Origin of the sequence: Mycobacterium liflandii (assembly GCF_022354805.1) — a bacterium.
GTDB classification, from domain to species: Bacteria; Actinomycetota; Actinomycetes; order Mycobacteriales; family Mycobacteriaceae; genus Mycobacterium; species Mycobacterium marinum.
Genome location: NZ_CP023138.1, coordinates 2898453 through 2915807, shown reverse-complemented (window position 1 = coordinate 2915807; position 17355 = coordinate 2898453). Strand labels below are relative to the sequence as shown.

Sequence of the window (17355 nt, the reverse complement as noted above, 5' to 3'; positions counted from 1 at the left end):
CCGCTCGCGGCGCCTACGCCGGTGCTTGACTGCGAGTTCGCATCGGGAATGGGTGAAGAAAACCCATAAACAAACCTTGTGGTCCCGGCTGGGATCGAACCAGCGACCTTCCGCGTGTGAAGCGGACGCTCTCCCACTGAGCCACGGGACCGGCGCCGAACGGCAACGAGGAGGAAGACTAGCACGATCCACGGCGTCAATGAACGCGCCGTCTGAGCCGGCGACCACCAAAGCGCCCCAAAGGACCTCGCGATTTGTGCCCGTCCGCTCAAGTGGACTAGTGTCTTGCTTCGCACCGGACGACGATCTCGCCCGTTGCGCGCGGATGTAGCGCAGTTGGTAGCGCATCACCTTGCCAAGGTGAGGGTCGCGGGTTCGAATCCCGTCATCCGCTCGAAGGTGCAAGTGGCATCAATCCCCAGCGGTGGAGTGGCCGAGTGGTGAGGCAACGGCCTGCAAAGCCGTGCACACGGGTTCGATTCCCGTCTCCACCTCCAGATTTGATCTCCCCAGCGCGATTAGCTCAGCGGGAGAGCGCTTCCCTGACACGGAAGAGGTCACTGGTTCAATCCCAGTATCGCGCACCAGAGTCAGCTCAGTTCGCAGGTGCTACTTAGCACTGCTCATCAATTCTCGTGGTCGAATTCGGCTACACCGTCGCCTACCGTTCGAACCGCAGAGACGGTCGTCTCCGCTGCGGAGGTGTACGTAGTACTCATGTCTGAAGGGCCACAGCGGCGGGCCGAGGCCGCGCCGGCAACTCTTGCGGCATCGGCGCTACGGCCACGCAACGTGCTGGCGATCGCGGTCTCCGCGATTTCCCCGACGACGTCGGTGTTCTTGATCTACGGCGACGGGCTGCAGATCGCCGGAACCGGCGTCGTGTGGGCGTTTGTCATTGGCTCCGCCATCGCGGTGTGTATGGCGCTGTGTTACGCCGAGGTCGGCTCGGTCTTTCCCTCCGCCGGCGGCGCCTACACGATCGTGCGCCGCGCCATCGGCCCCGTAGCGGGTGGCGTCACCAGCGTGCTGTTCCTGCTGCTCGGAGTGGTCTCGACGGCCGCCATCCTGGTCGCCGCGGCGACGTATCTGTCGTCGCTGATCGGCGCCGCCGTACCGGTGCAGTGGCTGGCGCTGGGGATGATGGCGCTCATCACGGCGCTATCGATCGGGAAGATCGCCCCGGCCAGCTGGGTTGTCGCCGCCATGCTGGCCCTCGAACTGGCCGTGATCATCGTCTTCACCGTCGTGGCCTTCGCGCACGCTTCCGCGGTTACCAAGCCGTTCACCCAGCCGGTGACGGCCGGGCCCGGCGGCGCCCTCGTTGGTGTCGGCATCGCCGGTATTTTCGCTGCGGTCGGTCCGGCGCTGTTTGCCTTCAATGGCTACGACTGGCCGCTGTATTTCTCCGAGGAGACGGCGGGATCACGACGCGCGATTCCGCACGCCGTGGTCTTGTCCGCGGTCCTGGCCGTCGTGGTCGAGTGCGTCGCGGTGATCGCCGCGACCCTGGCCATCCGCGACATTCCCGCCGCCATCACCGATGGTTCTGCGGTCGAGTTTCTTGCCCGCCAAATGATGGGTCCGGCCGGCGCGACGGTTCTGGTCGCCGGCGTGGTGGTGGCGATGTTCGATACCGGCCTGGCGGCAAACCTCGGGTATGCGCGCGTCTACTACGCCGCGGCCAGGGATGGGATGCTGCCGCGACGGCTGCAACCTCTGTTCGGTCGACTGTCAGCCCGGTCGCGGGTCCCGGTGCACGGATTCCTCTTCCTCGGCAACGGCCTGCTGTGCGTCTTCATGTCGCTGCCCAAGCTCATCACGTTCACCGGCGTGGTCATCGCCATCGTGTATCTGCTGGTGGCGTTGTCGGCGATCGTCTGTCGTGTTCGGGACCGCGACTTGGTGCGGCCCTTTCGGATGCCGCTGTGGCCGCTGCCGCCGCTGCTGGCAGTCGTGGGCGTCGTCGTGACGCTGGCCACCCAGGAAGTCAAGGACCTCGCTATCGGCGCCGGCCTCGCCGCCGCCGCGGCCCTGGGTTATCGGATACCCCGGCGAAGGTTGCCCGCGCGCCTGGGCGGCGACCCCGTCACTGGTCGCAGCACGCCGTAACTCGGCATGCACACGAGGCGCGGATCGGCACGTCGGCACGCGCGGCGGCCAGCGCGAGCTGCTGGCCGATGATGGCGGCCTCAGCGGTTCGACCGAGCCGCTGCAGGCACTCGTGATACCCGTGCAGGCTCCAAACGTTTCCGGGATGCTGACACGGCCGGGCCAGGGTGGGGTCCAGTCCCAGGTCGGCGGCATACACCGCGGCCGCCTCCTCGACATGGCCCTGTTCGAGCAGCAGCGCCCCATACGCATGCCGGGTGGGCTGCATCCAGCCCCAGGGCTCGTCGTAGGGCAGCGTGTCATCGAGTGTCACCGCGCGCCGTAGGTGCGCGAAGGCCTCGTCGAAACGCCCGTCGCGGTAGGCGATCTCACCGTCGAGCATGGCGGCGGCCACCGCGAGGATGTCGCGGCTGGTGTTGTTGAACAGGTACCGCGACTCCGGCACCCGCGCGCAGGCCTCGACGAACGCGGCGCGCTCGGCATGGGCCTGAGCGAGTTGGCCGGTGGCCGCCAGGGCGACACCACGGCCATAGTGAATCGTGGCCGTCGTGTCGCAGTAGAGGTCCCGGTCCATGGCAGTGGTTGTGCGATCAGCTCCTGCCATCTGCCGAACCGCACCAGCACGTGGGTCCGCAGCGGCACGAACGCCTCGAGCCAGTCGGCCATCGGCGGAGATTCGATCGATAGCAGCTCGGCCCCCAGCTGGCCGGCCAGCTCGTCGGCGGCCCGCAGCGCGATCTGCGATTGCCCTTCGAACATCGCCGAGTACACGATGAAGTGCAGGTCGTGCGCGCGGTAGAGCGAGTAGAAGTTCAGCGGGCCCTCGCGACTGACGAACCGCCGATCCGCCCGCACCGCGGCAAGATTGGCCAGCACCGAGCTGCGGTAGTCGCCGCACAACACGTCGATATGGCTAGGCATGTGCTGCAGATGCCCGGCGTCGGGCACCAAGCCGCGCAACAGGTCGGCCGCCGGCAGGGCAACCTCGGGGTCGCCGACATCTCCATGGCGTGCAGGTACAGGTGCAGGATTCCCGGATGGGCCCGGCCCGCGGGGGTGGCCAGTGCCTGGTCCAGGAGGCGCTTGGCCTCGAGCACCCGCGAGCCGGCGGCCGGCTCCCCGGTCGCCGTGTCCCACAGGGCCCAGGCGGTGACGTTGAGCAGCGCGTCGGCGGCCAGGGCCTGCACGTCGACATCGGCCGGATAGGCGGCGGCCAGCTCTGCCATTGCGTCGGCGTAGGCGCCCAGGCCGGCGCGCAGCGCCTCCGCGTCGTCGGGGTCGTCGGTCGGGAAGCGGGCTTGCAGCGCCGCGACCAGGCCTTGGTCGACCGGACTGGCCCGTCCCTGGGCGGCCAGGGACAGCTCCATGCGTGCGCGGGCCAGTGACGTGGTCATATCGACGGGGTCGAACGCCACCCACGGCTTGTTGTAGTTCGGGCCCACCGCGTAGGCGATCCCCCACCGCGCAATGGCCAAGCCGGGATCAAGGTCCAGCGCCCGTTCAAAGCAGCGGATCGACTCTTCGTGATTGAACGCGTACGCCCACACCATCGCCCGGTCGAACCAGACCTGCGCCTGGGCGGAGGGGGTCTGGACGGGCCGGTGGTAGCTGCCGAGGTCGAAGTATTGCTCGCCGGCGGTCATCGCCACACCCCGCCGCGTGGCCCCGCATCATCACCGCTGCGCCGCAAAGGATTCGACGACTTCGGCCAGCTCGTCGACCGCCTCCCAGCTCAGCAGGTGTCCCGCGCCGGGCACGGTGACCAGCCGAGCACCCGGGATTCCGGCGGCCAGCCGGTGCGAGTGGCTGGGCGGGGTGGTGCGATCCGTGGAGCCTACCATCACCACCGCCGGCACCGAGATCTCGGCCAGCCGTGGATAGCGATCCTCGCGCGAGAACGCCCGCACGATGGGTAGGTGCGGTCCGTGCCGGTCGAGATGTTGATGGAACCACTCGAGGAATACCGAGATCATCGCCGGTGACGGACGCGCCCCGCACTGTGCCGCCCCGAACAGCACCGCGATGGTCCTGCTGCGCAGCAGCCGTTGCAGGATCCCGCGTTCCAGCAGCGGGATCTGTAGGCGGTTCTGCGGAGCCCCGTCCAGCACCCGGCCCGCCCAGGTGGCGAACAGCACCACCGCGCGCAGCCGCTGCGCCAGGGCGCCATGGTCGAGCAGGGCGCGGATGCTGACGAAGCCCCCCATCGAATGTCCGACCAGCACGCCGTCGCGGATGTCGAAGTGTTGCAGCACCGCGGCAAGATCGTCGGCCATGGGCTCCGATCCGATTCCCTCGGCGCCCAGTGTCGACCGGCCATGGCCGCGCTGATCAAAGGCAATCACCCGCAGGCCCCCGGCCAGCAGTTCGTCCCAGACGAAATTCCACTCGGTGAGGCTGGCGCAGTAGCCATGGACCAAAATCACCGGCGTCCCCCGGCCTGCCACCAACGCATGCAGCACGGCCCCGTCGGGGCGGGTGATCGCGACCCGCTCACCTTGTGGTTCGGCCAGCAACCGTTCCCTGGGAAACGGGTCGGGATTGCGCTCGATTCGGCGGGCCAGGGCCCGGGCACCACCCCAGCCGACCAGACCGCTGGCACCGGCTAGGGCCGCGGCGGCCAGCGTCGGTCTCATCCGTCCAGCTTGCCTGATTTGCCCGGCTCAGAGCACGCAATGGCCTAGCGGGCTCAGCCGGGAGGGTTTGCGCCGTGGCCGGAAAGGATCGCGGGGCAATAGGCATTGGCCGCGATCGCGGTGAACTTGGCTGCGCCATCTTCTTGGAGCCCGGAATTGGAGCTCTGTACCTGCTTGACAACGTCGACCGTCTGAGTCCCGTTGTTCACTTGCTGACATATCCATTTGGCGGCCGCGATCGCTCGTGCCGCGTCCGGATAGGTGATGCCGGCCTTTCCCAGCGCAACCAGGAATGCGTCATCGTTGGCATCGGCGTGTGCGGGTGCGGCCAGGCCGACCATGACGGCCAACCCTGTCACCCCAACCAAGAGCTTCATATCCCCCTGATGGTCCCAGACCGGCGCCATCCCTGCATCCCGGAGAACACGCCAAGATCGTCAACCTAGCGTTGACGAAACCGCTATCGTCAACCGATCGTTGACGACGTGGCCGATCCGACCAAAATCACCTATCCCGTCCGCCTCGACGAACTGATCGACGCGATCAAACAGGTCCACACCAACGCGCTGGACCAGCCTGACCGACGCGGTCCTGGCCGCCGAACACCTCGGCGAGATCGCCGACCATCTGATCGGACACTTCGTCGACCAGGCGCGTCGTTCCGGAGCCTCATGGACCGACATCGGCAAGAGCATGGGAGTGACCAAACAGGCCGCGCAGAAGCGATTCGTCCCCCGAGCCGAAGCCACCACGCTGGACCCGGAGCAAGGCTTCGGACGCTTCACGCCGCGCGCTCGCAGCGCGGTGGTCGCCGCCCAGAACGCCGCCCACCAAGGCGCCAACGACGAGATCACCCCCGACCACCTGCTGCTGGGAGTGCTGGCCGACCCCGCCGCGCTGGCCACCGCGCTGCTGCGGATGCAAGCGATCGACACCGAGGCCCTGCGCGCGTCGGTGCGCCTACCCGCGGCCACCGGCGAAACCCCCGCCCTCATCCCGTTCAGTGGACCGGCGCGCAAGGTGCTGGAACTGACCTTCCGTGAGGCCCTTCGGCTCGGCCACAACTACATCGGCACCGAGCACATGCTGCTCGCGTTGCTCGAACTCGAGGACGGAGCCGGACCGCTACACCGATCCGGTGTCGAGAAGTCACGTGCGGAGGCCGATCTGAGCAGCGCGCTCGAGTCATTGACCGGCCACGGACCGGACGGCCGCCCCGGCAAGTCCTGAAGACTCAACCCCTCCCCTTCGCATTGCCGCATGTGTAATCATGCGAAGGTCCCAGAACAGGGCGCCGAGGAGGCAAACATGCACCGCTGGCCGAAGGTTGTTCGCTCCGCCCTCGTCGTTCTCGTGGCCCCCGTCTTTGCCGTCTTGCTCGCCGCCGGTGCCGGGGTGCTGGCATTGAACTCGGCCGCTCCCCGCGCCTGGGCCGGCGATGCGCCGATCGGACACATCGGTGACACGCTTCGAGTCGATACCGGCACCTATGTCGCCGACGTCACCGTGAGCAACGTGGTACCGGTCGATCCGCCGCCGGGATTCGGCTACACCCGCACCGGCGTGCCGGTGAAGAGCTTCCCCGGCAGCTCGGTGAACCGCGACGACGTGACGGTCCGTGCGGTCCGGGTGCCCAATTCCTTCATCATGGCCACCAATTTCAGCTTCGACGGCGTCACCCAATTCGCCGACGCCTACAAGCCGCGCCCCTGCGACGCACCGGATTGGCTGGACGCCGCACTGGGCAACGCACCACAAGGCTCGATCGTGCGCGGCGGGGTGTACTGGGACGCCTATCGCGATCCGGTCTCCGTCGTCGTGCTGCTGGACCGCAAGACCGGCCAGCACCTCGCACAGTGGAACCTCTGAACTGAACGTCCAGATCGCCGCGGCGGGCCCCGTCGACGCCGCCGAGTTGGGTGCGGTGGCCGCGCGCACCTTCCCGCTGGCTTGTCCGCCCTCGGCACCGGCCGAACACGTCGCGTCGTTCATCGAGACCAACTTGTCGGGCGACCGGTTCGCCGAATATCTCAACGATCCGCAGCGCACCATTCTTGCCGCTCGCGCTGGCGGCCGAATTGTGGGCTACGCCATGCTTGTTCGCGCCGATACCGACGACTGCGATGTCGAGTTGTCCAAGCTGTACCTATTGCCCGACCAGCACGGCACCGGAACCGCCAAGGCGCTGATGGACAATGCGATCACTACCGCCCAAGACTGGGGAGCCCGCCGGGTATGGCTCGGGGTGAACCAGGAAAACCAACGGGCACAACGCTTCTACGCCAAACGCGGGTTCACGGTGAGTGGCACCAGAACATTTCAGTTGGGCCCCCACCAAGAGAACGACTACATCATGGTTCGCGAGCTTCGCTGACCGGGGCCGTCAAAGCCAACAGTCGCGAGGTGGCACGTAGATACTTCTTGCGGTAACCGCCCGCCAGCATCTCCTCACTGAAAATGGTGTCCAGCTTGGCCCCGGATGCCACCACCGGGACGCCGGCGTCATAGAGCCGATCGGTGAGCGCCACCAGCCGCAGCGCAACATGTTGGTCCTCGATGGGGTGCACACCGGTCAGAAACACCGCGCTCACACCGTCGATCAGGGTCAGATACCGCGATGGATGCATGGTAGCCAGGTGGGCACACAGGGCGTCGAAGTCATCGAGGGTCGCGCCGCGCACCGTCGCAGCGCGCTGGGCGACCTGATCATCGGACAACGGCTGCGGCGCCGGCGGCAGGCCACGGTGGCGATAGTCCGGACCCTCGATCCGCACCGTGGTGAAAATACTTGCCAGCGTGTTGATCTCGCGCAGAAAGTCCTGGGCGGCAAAGCGCCCCTCGCCCAGCTGTTCGGGCAGCGTATTGGAGGTGGCGGCCACCGACACGCCCCGCTGCACCAACGCCGAGAGCATCCGGGAGATCAGCGTGGTGTTACCGGGGTCATCAAGCTCGAACTCGTCGATGCACACGGCCGTGTGGTTGGCCAGCAGGTCGATGCATTCGGCGAAGCCGAAAACGCCCGCCAACTGGGTCAGCTCACCAAAGGTCGCGAACGCCTTGGGCTGTTCGGGTGCGTCCGGCCCCAAGCCGGGCAGCTGGTAGTAGGACGAGGCCAGCAAGTGCGTCTTGCCCACACCGAATCCGCCATCGAGGTACAGCCCGACCCCGGGCAACACCTCACGCCTGCCCAACAGCTTCTTGCGGCCAGCCCGGCGCTGCACCGCCTCCTGGCAGAAGTCCCGGCAGGCCACCAGGGCGGCGGCCTGGGTCGGTTCCGCGGGATCCGGCCGATACGTCGAGAAGCTCACCTCGGCGAAGGTTGGGGGCGGGCGCAATTGGGCAATCAGCCGCTCTGGCGACACCGACGGATGACGGTCCACCAGATGCGCCACCCCTCCCCAAGCACCCGCAGAAGTGGACCCGTGCATGCTGGCACTGTAGCGGCGTGTTGCAATCAACTTCATAGCCGACGTGGAGGTCTGCCCATGCCTGACCCAACCTCAGGCCGGTCCGCCGATGCACAGCTGACGCTGCTCGGAACCGACCGCCAACTCACCGACGAGGACCTGCCCGAGTTCTACGGCTATCCGGCGAAGCTGAGCGGCACCTGGTTGCGGGCCAATTTCATCACCAGCCTCGACGGCGGCGCGACCGTCGGGGGCACTAGCGGCGGCCTAGCGGGGCCGGGCGACCGAGCCGTGTTTGTCCTGCTGCGTGAGCTGGCCGACGTCATCTTGGTCGGCGCGGGCACGGTGCGCATCGAGGGCTACTCCGGCGCGCAACTGGGCGTCGCGGAACGCCAGCAGCGGCAGGCCCGCGGACAAAGCGAAGTCCCGCAACTGGCGATCGCCACCAACTCCGGTCAGCTGGACCGGGATCTGCCCGTGTTCACCCGCACCGAGGTACCACCGCTGGTTCTGACCGCCGCGGCGGCCGTCTACGACACCCGCCGGAGGCTGACCGGCCTCGCCGAAGTGGTCGACTGCTCCGGCAAGGACCCCCACCGGGTCGACGAGGGCCTGCTGCTGGCCAGACTCGCCGGGCGGGGCATGCGCCGCATCCTCACCGAGGGCGGGCCAACGCTGTTCGGATCGCTGATCGAGCAGGATCTGCTCGACGAGTTGTGTCTGACCATCGCCCCCGTTGTGGTGGGTGGTCTGCCCCGGCGCATTGCGTCCGGCCCGGGCCAGCTGCAAACCCGGATGCACTGCGCTCACGTCATCACCGACGATGCCGGGTACCTCTACACCCGCTACGTTCGAGCCTGAACTGCACGTCGCGCAGCATCGCTGAGCGGAGTGGTTAGTGTTGTCGGCATGAGTCGGCGCCTCCCGTCCACCCCGATTCTCGTCGCGGTGGCCTTCTCGGTGACCACAGTGCTGGCTGCCTGCGTTCCGGTACTGGGCGCTGACCCGCGCTTTGCCACCAACACCGGCGCGCGCCCGCAGGGCGCCGCCACCACCACACCACCGCCCAGCGGCCCGCCGCCGATCTCCGCGCCCAAGAACGATCTGTCCTGGACCGACTGCACCTCACAGGTCTATTCCGATGCCGGCGTTCAGGGCGCCCCCGGCACCCGGCTGGAGTGCGCGACCTTCGACAACGACCTGGATCCGGTCAACGGCGGATCCGGGTCGGTCAGTATCGGCGTGGTGCGCGCCCGCTCCGGCCAGACGCCACGCGACGCCGGCCCGCTGGTCTTCACCACCGGCTCCGATCTGCCGTCGTCGACTCAGTTGCCGGTCTGGCTGTCTCATGCCGGCGCCGACGTGCTGCGCACCCACCCGATCGTTGCCATCGACCGCCGCGGGATGGGCATGTCGAGCCCGATCGACTGCCGGGACCACTACGAGCGCACCGAGATGCGTGATCAGTCGCAGTTCCAAACCGGCGATGACCCGGTGGCCAACCTTTCGACGATCTCCAACGAAGCCACCACCGATTGCACCGACGCCATCGCCCCCGGCGCATCCGCCTACGACAACGGACACGCCGCATCCGACATCGAGCGGCTGCGCAATCTGTGGGATGTGCCGGCACTGGCGCTGGTCGGCATCGGCAACGGCGCCCAGGTGGCCCTCACCTACGCCGGATCACGACCCGACAAGGTCGCCCGGCTGATCCTCGACTCCCCGGTGGCTTTGGGGGTCAGCGCCGAAGCCGCCGCTGAACAACAGGTCAAGGGTCAGCAAGCGGCGCTGGATGCGTTCGCCGCACAGTGTGTCGCGGTGCACTGCGCGCTCGGATCCGATCCCAAGGGCGCCGTCGCCGCACTGCTGAACGACGCCCGTTCCGACAACGGCCCCGGCGGCGAGTCGGTGGCCTCGATCGCCACCGCCATCACCACCGCCCTGGGCTTTCCCACCGGGGACCGCATCCGCACCACAACCAACCTGGCGGACGCGCTGGTGGCCGCCCGCGCGGGTGACATGAACCAGCTGTCCAACCTGATCAACCGGGCCGATGCCCTGCAGCACACCGACGGCCAGTTCGTCAGCTCGTGCAGCGACGCGGTGAATCGCCCCACCCCGGACCGGGTTCGCGAACTGGTGGTCGCCTGGGGCAAGCTCTATCCACAATTCGGCACGGTCGCCGCACTCAACCTGGTCAAGTGCGTGCACTGGCCCAGCGGCTCGACAACCGATGCCCCCAAGAGCCTCAAGGTCAACGTCCTGTTGCTGGGGGTGCAAAACGACCCGATCGTGGGCAACGAAGGCGTCGCCCAGACCGCGGCCACGATCATCAACGCCAACGCCGCCAGCAAGCGAGTGATGTGGCAGGGCATCGGACACGGTGCCAGCATCTATTCGTCCTGCGCGGTACCACCGCTGATCGGCTATCTCAACGACGGCAAACTGCCGGGCACCGACACCTACTGTCCCGCCTGAAACCGGCTCGGCCGCCCCGGTGTACGGTGCGCTGGTGACCGCGGCTGACTCGACCCGAACCGGCTTGCGTGAATGCATGCAAGCCGCATTCCGTCCCCGTACCGGCCCACCGAGCGCGTCGGCGATATTGAGCTCGGTGCTGTGGCCGGCGGCCATTTTGTCGGTACTGCATCGCGCCATCGTGCTGACGACCAACGGGAACATCACTGACGACTTCAAGCCGGTGTATCGGGCGGTGCTCAACTTCCGCCGCGGCTGGGACATCTATAACGAGCATTTCGACTACGTCGACCCGCACTATCTCTACCCGCCGGGCGGCACGCTGCTGATGGCCCCGTTCGGGTACCTGCCCTTCGCGCCGTCGCGCTACCTGTTCATCTCGATCAACACCGCGGCCATTCTGCTGGCGGCGTACCTGTTGCTGCGGCTGTTCAACTTCACGCTGACCTCGGTCGCCGCCCCCGCCCTGGTATTGGCCATGTTCACCACCGAGACCGTGACCAACACCCTGGTCTTCACCAACATCAACGGCTGCATTCTGCTGCTCGAGGTGCTGTTCCTGCGGTGGCTGTTGGACGGCCGGGTCAGTCATCAATGGTGGGCCGGGATAGCTATCGGATTCACGCTGGTGCTCAAACCACTACTCGGCCCGCTGCTGCTGCTGCCCCTGCTCAACCGCCAGTGGCGCACGCTGGTGACCGCCATCGTGATCCCCATCGTCATCAACCTGGCCGCCCTGCCGCTGATCAATCATCCGATGGACTTCTTCACGCGGACATTGCCCTACATCCTGGGCACCCGCGACTACTTCAACAGTTCGATCCAGGGCAATGGCATCTACTTCGGCCTGCCGACCTGGTTGATCCTGTTCCTGCGGCTGCTGTTCACCGCAATCGCGATCGCCAGCTTGTGGCTGCTGTACCGCTACTACCGCACCCGCGATCCCCTGTTCTGGTTCACCACATCCTCGGGTGTGCTGCTGCTGTGGTCGTGGCTGGCGATGTCGCTGGCCCAGGGCTACTACTCGATGATGCTGTTCCCGTTCCTGATGACGATCACGCTGTGTAACTCGGTGATCCGGAACTGGCCGGCGTGGCTGGGGATCTACGGCTTCATGACGCTGGATCGCTGGCTGCTGTTCAACTGGATGAGGTGGGGCCGCGCCCTCGAGTATCTGAAGATCACCTACGGGTGGTCGCTGCTGTTGATCGTGACGTTCACCGTGCTGTATTTCCGCTACCTCGACGCCAAGGCCGAAGACCGGTTGGACAGCGGGATCGATCCGGCGTGGCTGACGGCCGAGCGAGAGCGCGCTAGCGTGGACGCATGACCTCCTCCGACGCCGGCTCGCAGCGTCCGAAACTGCAACTCAGCGAAGACGAGTGGCGCAAGAGGCTCAGCCAGCGGGAGTACGACGTGCTGCGTCTGGCCGGCACCGAACGGCCGTTCACCGGCGAGTACACCGACACCAAGACGCAGGGCATCTACCAATGCCGGGCCTGTGGCGCGGAGTTGTTCCGCAGTACCGAGAAGTTCGAATCCCATTGCGGCTGGCCGTCATTCTTTGACCCGTCGGCCAGCGAAGCGGTGATCCTGCGTCCCGACCACTCACTGGGCCAGCTGCGTACCGAGGTGCTATGCGCGAACTGCCACAGCCACCTGGGCCATGTGTTCGCCGGCGAGGGGTATCCGACACCGACGGATCTGCGTTACTGCATCAACTCGATCTCGCTGCGCCTGGTTCCCACGGACTCAGCAGCGCAATAGCAGGGGGGTTAGTCCAGCCGGGTGGCGTGGACTTCCCAGAACGGGACGTGCGCGATGCCGTCGGTCAGCCAGGGCTGGATCGTCTTGAACCGCTCCACCAAGGGCCCGACCTGGTCAGCCACCTCGGGGTTTCGCGCGGCCATGGTTTCCAGCGTCTCCATGCTCACCGTGGTGCGGTAGGTGGTCGGCCCCAGATAGGTGATCTCCCAACCGCCAAGTGGCAGCATCTCGCGGAAGTTTTCCTCCGGCAGCGACCGGATCGCGGTCAATCCGTTGACCTGGTGGGCGCCGAACTCGTACATGTAAAGTCGTGCGCCCGGCTTGGTCGCCCGCCACAACGCCTGCACGTAGGACCTCTGCAGCTCGGGCGCGGTACCGAACGTGTGATAGAAGGCGCAGTCGACGACGGTGTCGAATCGGTTGTCCAAGCCTTCCAGCCTCGTGGCATCGGCCACCTGGAAGTTCACCGACACCCCGGCCTTAGCCGCGTTGTCCCGGGCCCGCTCGATGGCGGTCGCCGATCCGTCGATGCCGGTCGCCAAGTAACCCTTGGACGCGTAATAGATCGCGTGGTGGCCGGGCCCGGTGCCCGGGTCGAGCACCTCCCCCTTGACCGCGCCCAGCGCGACCAGCTGCTCAACCACCGGTTGCGGGCCGCCGATGTCCCACGGTGTGGCCGCCGGCAAGCCGTGTGCCACCCGCTGGTCGCGATACATCTCCTCGAAGCGGGTGGGGTCGGTCGGATCCGGGGCGGTCATGGCAGCGAGGTCACCAGCTGCTCGACGGGCACCCGCGGCCCGCTGTAGAACGGCGTCTCCGCACGGGTGTGCCGTCGGGCGTCGGTGGCCCGCAGGTCACGCATCAAATCGACGATGCGGTCCAACTCGGGGGCCTCAAACGCCAGGATCCACTCGTAGTCCCCCAGCGCGAACGCCGGCACCGTGTTGGCCCGAACGTCCTTGTAGCCACGCGCGGCCATGCCGTGCTCGGCGAGCATGCGACGTCGCTCCTCGTCGGGCAGCAGATACCACTCGTAGGAGCGCACGAACGGATACACGCAGATGTAGGCGCCGGGCTCCTCGCCGGCTAGAAATGCCGGGATGTGGCTCTTGTTGAACTCGGCCGGACGATGCAGCCCGACGCTGCTCCACACCGGAGTGCAGGCCCGCCCCAAGGTGGTGGTGCGCCGAAAGTCCGAATAGGTCGCCTGCAACGTTTCGATGCGCTCGGCGTGGGTCCAGATCATGAAATCCGCGTCCGCCCGCAGGCCCGCGACGTCGTAGAGGCCGCGCACCACGACGCCGCGTTCCTCCTGCTGCTTGAAAAACGTCGCAGCGTCGTCGATCACGGCTTCGCGGTGGTCACCGAGTTCGCCCGGCCGCACAGAGAACACCGAGAACATCAGGTACCGAATGGTTGCGTTCAGGACGTCGTAGTCGAGGCGTGCCATGGCACCTATCGTGCCACTTGCGGGTTGAGCGCCCCAACGACGCCGTCCACCGCGCGGCTTGCCGCCCCGACACAGGCCGGCACCCCGATTCCGTCCAGATAGCTGCCGGCCACGGCCAATGTCGGGGGCAGCCCGGCCCGCACTTGCGCGACCAGCACCCCGTGACCGGGACCGTATTGCGGCATCGCCTCGATCCACCGCTGCACACGTGAATCGACGGGATCCACCGTCACACCGAACACCGTGGCCAGGTCGTCGCGCGCCCACGAAAGCAGCTGATGGTCGGACACGCGCTCGGCCAGGTCGTCGCCGAACCGCCCGAACGAAATCCGCAGCTGCTGGACGTCGCCCTGGATACCCCATTTCCGCGACGACAACGTGATTGCCTTGGCCCGCAACGGCTCACCGTTGGCCACCAGCACCCCGGAACACTGCGGGAAGGGGGTATCTGCCGGCACCGCCAGCGCCACCACAGCCGAGGAGGCACTGCGCACCCGGCTCGCGGCCGCGACGCTGCGCGGATCCACCCCGTCGACACCGTCGAGGATCCGCACCAGGCGCGGGGCCGGGATGGCCAGGATGACGGCGTCGGCGTGCCAGCGCCGGCCGGCATCGTCGTGCAGTGCCCAACCGGGTTCGATCTTGCTGACCGCGGCCTGCACCCACTGCACCCCACTGCGTGCGACCAGCTCCTCGACCAGCACCTGATAGCCGCCCGTCAAGGCACCGAACACCGGACCGGCACTGGCCGGTGGCAAGCTCTGCCGAACCGCCTCGGTCAGGCTGGTGGCGCCGCGGTCCAGCTCCGCCGCCACCGCCGGGATGGCCGCGCGCACACCGATCGTGGCGGCCGAGCCCGCATAGACGCCGCACAGCAGCGGATCGACCGACCTGGTCACGGTCTGCTCGCCGAACCGCTCGGCCACCAGTTCGGCCACCGCGGGATCGCCGCCCGGGCGCCAGTGCAGCGGCCGGTCCGGTTCGGCCTCGATCTGGGCAATCGTGGCGTCGTCAACCAGGCCGGCAAGCGAGCGCGCCGAAGCCGGGATCCCCATCACGGTGCCCGTTGGCAGCGGGTGCAGCTCTTGGCAGCTGTAGATCAGCGGCCGGGCGCCCGTGGTGGAGCGCTGCAGCCCGGACAGACCGAGTTCGGCGAGCAGGGCGGGCATCTCCGGACGGCGCACCACGAACGCTTCGGCACCCAGATCCATCGGCTGTCCGCCGACCCGCTCGGTGCGCAAGATTCCGCCCAGCCGATCGCTGGGGTCCAACAGGGTGATCAAGGCGTCTTCACCGACCGCCAGCCGCAACCGGAAGGCCGCGGTCAGGCCCGAGATTCCACCGCCCACAACACAATACGAGCCCGGTGTCATAGCGAGTGAACCAGTGACACCAGGTCGGTCAGCACCCCCGGATCGGTCTGCGGCAGTACCCCGTGCCCCAGATTGAAGACGTACCCGGCCGCACCCGCGTCGACGGCCCGACGTCCATCGTCGACGACGGCGCGTGCGGCCCGTTCCACCGCGGGCCAGCCCGCCAGCAGCACCACCGGATCCAGGTTGCCCTGCAGCGCGGTGCCGGGTTGCACCCGGGCGGCGGCATCGGCCAGCGCGGTGCGCCAGTCCACCCCGACCACCTTCGCCGTCCCCGGCTTGACCGCCTCCGACATCGCACCCAGCAGTTCAGCGGTGCCGACCCCGAAGTGCGTCATCGGAACACCATGCTCGGCTAGCGTGGCGAACACCCGTGCGCTGTGCGGCAACGCGTACTGGCGGTAGTCGGCCAACGACAACATTCCCGCCCACGAGTCGAACACCTGGATGGCATCCACGCCGGCACGGATCTGACCGAGCAGAAATTCGATGGTGAGGTCGGTCAACTTGGTCATCAACGCATGCCAGGTCGCGGGCTCGGCCAACATCATCGCCTTGGTCCGGGCATGGTGGCGGCTGGGTCCGCCCTCGACCAGGTAGGAGGCCAACGTGAAGGGCGCTCCGGCGAATCCGATCAGCGGAGTGTCACCCAGCTCGGCGACCAACAGCTCAACCGCGTCGAGCACCGGCGCAATCGACTGGGGGTCAATGGGTTTGATGGCGTCGACATCGGCAACCGTACGCACCGGCGCAGCGATGACGGGTCCGACATCGGCCACGATGTCCAAGTCCACACCGGCCGCGCGCAGCGGTACCACGATGTCGGAGAACAGGATCGCGGCATCGACGTGGTAGCGGCTGATCGGTTGCATGGTGACCTCGCAGGCCACCTCGGGTTCGAAGCAGGCGGCCAGCATGCTGTGCTGGCGGCGCAGCGCCCGGTATTCCGGCAGTGAGCGGCCGGCCTGCCGCATGAACCACACCGGTACTCGGCTGGGTTTGCGGCCGGCCACCGCGGCCAGATAGGGCGACTGCGGAAGGTCGCGACGGGTACTCATCGGCCTCAATGCTGCCATGAGGGCTGCCATGAGGCGGTTTGGGCGGCCCCGCAGGCCATCGGGCCGCTGCGTAACATCACGGCGGCAACCAGCTGGCAACCAGCAACGGTCAGGAGCGCCGCATGCCACTCACCTACCAAGATTTCCCCAGCCTTCGCTTCGAGCCGGGTGAGCACGGCGTGCTGAATCTGGTGCTGGACTCCCCCGGGCTGAATTCGGTCGGACCGCAGATGCACCGCGACCTCGCTGACGTCTGGCCGGTGATCGACCGTGACCCCGACGTGCGGGTGGTGCTGGTTCGTGGTGAGGGCAAAGCGTTTTCGTCCGGGGGCAGTTTTGAGCTCATCGACGAAACGATCGGCGACTACGAAGGCCGAATCCGCATCATGCGCGAGGCCCGTGACCTGGTGCTCAACCTGGTCAACCTCGACAAGCCGGTGGTTTCGGCGATTCGCGGCCCGGCCGTTGGCGCCGGTCTGGTGGTAGCGCTGCTCGCCGATATCTCGGTGGCAAGCGCAACCGCGAAAATCATCGACGGCCACACCAAGCTCGGGGTGGCGGCCGGTGACCACGCCGCGATCTGCTGGCCGCTGCTGGTCGGCATGGCCAAGGCCAAGTACTACCTACTCACCTGCGAGACACTGTCCGGCGAAGAAGCTGAACGCATCGGCCTGGTCTCGACGTGCGTCGATGACGATGAGGTGCTGCCCACCGCAACCCGGCTGGCCGAGAATCTGGCGCAGGGGGCGCAAAACGCGATCCGCTGGACCAAGCGCAGCCTCAATCACTGGTACCGGATGTTCGGGCCGACCTTCGAAACGTCGCTTGGCCTGGAGTTTCTCGGGTTCACCGGCCCCGATGTGCAGGAAGGCCTGGCCGCGCACCGGCAGAAGCGTCCCGCCCGGTTTACCGACCGCACCGAGGGGCCCTAGCCGGCGACGAAACGGCGCGCCTGTCCCCGCGTGTCGACCGATGGGTCTACCGTCGAATTCTGTGAACCGCGCCGACGATAAGACGGGGCGCAGCGATTGGGGGGCACCTCCCGCTTGCGGGGAGAGGAGCGGCGCTTGTGAC

15 protein-coding genes, 4 tRNA genes and 2 pseudogenes are annotated in these 17355 nt (G+C 67.3%); 12 read left to right on the top strand and 9 right to left on the bottom strand.

Annotated features, from left to right (window positions below):
- Positions 1 to 79: 79 nt before the first annotated feature.
- Positions 80 to 151: transfer RNA gene (locus CKW46_RS13180), tRNA-Val, on the bottom strand.
- Between the two features lie 170 nt (positions 152 to 321).
- Here CKW46_RS13180 and CKW46_RS13175 point away from each other — a divergent pair.
- The 4 genes from CKW46_RS13175 (at position 322) to CKW46_RS13160 (ending at position 2112) form a co-directional block, all read left to right on the top strand.
- A tRNA-Gly gene (locus tag CKW46_RS13175) sits at positions 322 to 394 on the top strand.
- A gap of 29 nt (positions 395 to 423) precedes the next feature.
- A tRNA-Cys gene (locus tag CKW46_RS13170) sits at positions 424 to 497 on the top strand.
- 15 nt (positions 498 to 512) lie between these two features.
- A tRNA-Val gene (locus CKW46_RS13165) sits at positions 513 to 587 on the top strand.
- A gap of 130 nt (positions 588 to 717) precedes the next feature.
- Positions 718 to 2112, top strand: a complete 1395-nt coding sequence (locus tag CKW46_RS13160) for an APC family permease (protein ID WP_482053241.1) — start codon at positions 718 to 720, stop codon at positions 2110 to 2112.
- Here CKW46_RS13160 and CKW46_RS13155 read toward each other — a convergent pair.
- The 3 genes and pseudogenes from CKW46_RS13155 to CKW46_RS13145 form a co-directional block, all read right to left on the bottom strand.
- Positions 2090 to 3755 (bottom strand): annotated as a pseudogene (locus CKW46_RS13155) (tetratricopeptide repeat protein). The gene CKW46_RS13160 and the pseudogene CKW46_RS13155 overlap by 23 nt on opposite strands.
- Positions 3756 to 3785: 30 nt before the next feature.
- On the bottom strand, positions 3786 to 4745 hold the full coding sequence (locus CKW46_RS13150) for an alpha/beta fold hydrolase (RefSeq protein WP_482053240.1): 960 nt from the start codon (positions 4743 to 4745) through the stop codon (positions 3786 to 3788).
- A gap of 53 nt (positions 4746 to 4798) precedes the next feature.
- Entirely contained in the window at positions 4799 to 5122 is a 324-nt protein-coding gene (locus CKW46_RS13145) for a DUF732 domain-containing protein (protein ID WP_011741101.1), read from the bottom strand.
- 108 nt (positions 5123 to 5230) lie between these two features.
- Here CKW46_RS13145 and CKW46_RS13140 point away from each other — a divergent pair.
- From CKW46_RS13140 to CKW46_RS13130, 3 genes and pseudogenes are all read left to right on the top strand, one after another.
- Positions 5231 to 5975 (top strand): annotated as a pseudogene (locus tag CKW46_RS13140) (Clp protease N-terminal domain-containing protein).
- A gap of 78 nt (positions 5976 to 6053) precedes the next feature.
- Positions 6054 to 6614, top strand: coding sequence for a hypothetical protein (locus tag CKW46_RS13135; RefSeq protein WP_117435148.1), 561 nt, complete (start codon positions 6054 to 6056; stop codon positions 6612 to 6614).
- Between the two features lies 1 nt (position 6615).
- Positions 6616 to 7119: a GNAT family N-acetyltransferase gene (locus tag CKW46_RS13130; protein ID WP_238559629.1), complete on the top strand. Its 504-nt coding sequence runs from the start codon at positions 6616 to 6618 to the stop codon at positions 7117 to 7119.
- Here CKW46_RS13130 and zapE read toward each other — a convergent pair.
- Positions 7097 to 8209 carry a cell division protein ZapE gene (gene zapE / locus CKW46_RS13125; protein WP_015355349.1) on the bottom strand — a complete coding sequence of 371 codons (1113 nt, stop codon included), beginning with the start codon at positions 8207 to 8209 and terminating at the stop codon, positions 7097 to 7099. The genes CKW46_RS13130 and zapE overlap by 23 nt on opposite strands.
- 21 nt (positions 8210 to 8230) lie before the next feature.
- Between zapE and CKW46_RS13120 the strand changes: the two genes are divergently transcribed.
- Genes CKW46_RS13120 through msrB form a run of 4 tightly spaced genes read left to right on the top strand, consistent with a single transcriptional unit; the run spans position 8231 to position 12400 of the window.
- Complete coding sequence (locus CKW46_RS13120; RefSeq protein WP_012393821.1) at positions 8231 to 9013, top strand: pyrimidine reductase family protein; 783 nt, start codon at positions 8231 to 8233, stop codon at positions 9011 to 9013.
- A gap of 30 nt (positions 9014 to 9043) precedes the next feature.
- A complete protein-coding gene (locus tag CKW46_RS13115) occupies positions 9044 to 10633 on the top strand; it encodes an alpha/beta fold hydrolase (protein ID WP_482053239.1) in 1590 nt (529 codons plus the stop codon).
- Between the two features lie 19 nt (positions 10634 to 10652).
- On the top strand, positions 10653 to 11963 hold the full coding sequence (aftC, locus tag CKW46_RS13110; RefSeq protein ID WP_482053238.1) for an arabinofuranan 3-O-arabinosyltransferase: 1311 nt from the start codon (positions 10653 to 10655) through the stop codon (positions 11961 to 11963).
- Positions 11960 to 12400 (top strand): peptide-methionine (R)-S-oxide reductase MsrB, encoded by a 441-nt coding sequence (gene msrB, locus CKW46_RS13105; protein ID WP_012393818.1) that lies wholly within the window; start codon positions 11960 to 11962, stop codon positions 12398 to 12400. The genes aftC and msrB overlap by 4 nt, the downstream gene beginning before the upstream one ends.
- 8 nt (positions 12401 to 12408) lie before the next feature.
- Here the strand turns inward: msrB and CKW46_RS13100 are convergent, their stop codons facing one another.
- The 4 genes from CKW46_RS13100 to hemE are packed head-to-tail and all read right to left on the bottom strand — an operon-like array spanning position 12409 to position 16281.
- Positions 12409 to 13158 carry a class I SAM-dependent methyltransferase gene (locus tag CKW46_RS13100; protein ID WP_015355347.1) on the bottom strand — a complete coding sequence of 250 codons (750 nt, stop codon included), beginning with the start codon at positions 13156 to 13158 and terminating at the stop codon, positions 12409 to 12411.
- Positions 13155 to 13850 carry a hydrogen peroxide-dependent heme synthase gene (gene hemQ / locus CKW46_RS13095; protein WP_011741110.1) on the bottom strand — a complete coding sequence of 232 codons (696 nt, stop codon included), beginning with the start codon at positions 13848 to 13850 and terminating at the stop codon, positions 13155 to 13157. The genes CKW46_RS13100 and hemQ overlap by 4 nt, the downstream gene beginning before the upstream one ends.
- A 5-nt stretch (positions 13851 to 13855) precedes the next feature.
- Positions 13856 to 15223, bottom strand: a complete 1368-nt coding sequence (locus CKW46_RS13090) for a protoporphyrinogen oxidase (protein WP_036426726.1) — start codon at positions 15221 to 15223, stop codon at positions 13856 to 13858.
- Positions 15220 to 16281 (bottom strand): uroporphyrinogen decarboxylase, encoded by a 1062-nt coding sequence (gene hemE, locus CKW46_RS13085; protein ID WP_482053236.1) that lies wholly within the window; start codon positions 16279 to 16281, stop codon positions 15220 to 15222. The genes CKW46_RS13090 and hemE overlap by 4 nt, the downstream gene beginning before the upstream one ends.
- Positions 16282 to 16403: 122 nt before the next feature.
- Between hemE and CKW46_RS13080 the strand changes: the two genes are divergently transcribed.
- The gene (locus tag CKW46_RS13080) at positions 16404 to 17213 is read left to right on the top strand and encodes an enoyl-CoA hydratase/isomerase family protein (RefSeq protein WP_012393814.1); all 810 of its coding nucleotides are present in this window, start codon (positions 16404 to 16406) and stop codon (positions 17211 to 17213) included.
- Positions 17214 to 17355 lie beyond the last annotated feature (142 nt).

Excerpts from the sequence above, each read along its gene's own strand:
- CKW46_RS13160 (WP_482053241.1), top strand. The coding sequence starts at position 718 with ATGTCTGAAGGGCCACAGCGGCGGGCCGAGGCCGCGCCGGCAACTCTT.
- CKW46_RS13150 (WP_482053240.1), bottom strand. The coding sequence starts at position 4,745 with ATGAGACCGACGCTGGCCGCCGCGGCCCTAGCCGGTGCCAGCGGTCTG.
- CKW46_RS13145 (WP_011741101.1), bottom strand. The coding sequence starts at position 5,122 with ATGAAGCTCTTGGTTGGGGTGACAGGGTTGGCCGTCATGGTCGGCCTG.
- CKW46_RS13135 (WP_117435148.1), top strand. The coding sequence starts at position 6,054 with ATGCACCGCTGGCCGAAGGTTGTTCGCTCCGCCCTCGTCGTTCTCGTG.
- zapE (WP_015355349.1), bottom strand. The coding sequence starts at position 8,209 with ATGAAGTTGATTGCAACACGCCGCTACAGTGCCAGCATGCACGGGTCC.
- CKW46_RS13120 (WP_012393821.1), top strand. The coding sequence starts at position 8,231 with ATGCCTGACCCAACCTCAGGCCGGTCCGCCGATGCACAGCTGACGCTG.
- msrB (WP_012393818.1), top strand. The coding sequence starts at position 11,960 with ATGACCTCCTCCGACGCCGGCTCGCAGCGTCCGAAACTGCAACTCAGC.
- CKW46_RS13100 (WP_015355347.1), bottom strand. The coding sequence starts at position 13,158 with ATGACCGCCCCGGATCCGACCGACCCCACCCGCTTCGAGGAGATGTAT.
- hemQ (WP_011741110.1), bottom strand. The coding sequence starts at position 13,850 with ATGGCACGCCTCGACTACGACGTCCTGAACGCAACCATTCGGTACCTG.
- CKW46_RS13090 (WP_036426726.1), bottom strand. The coding sequence starts at position 15,223 with ATGACACCGGGCTCGTATTGTGTTGTGGGCGGTGGAATCTCGGGCCTG.
- hemE (WP_482053236.1), bottom strand. The coding sequence starts at position 16,281 with ATGAGTACCCGTCGCGACCTTCCGCAGTCGCCCTATCTGGCCGCGGTG.
- CKW46_RS13080 (WP_012393814.1), top strand. The coding sequence starts at position 16,404 with ATGCCACTCACCTACCAAGATTTCCCCAGCCTTCGCTTCGAGCCGGGT.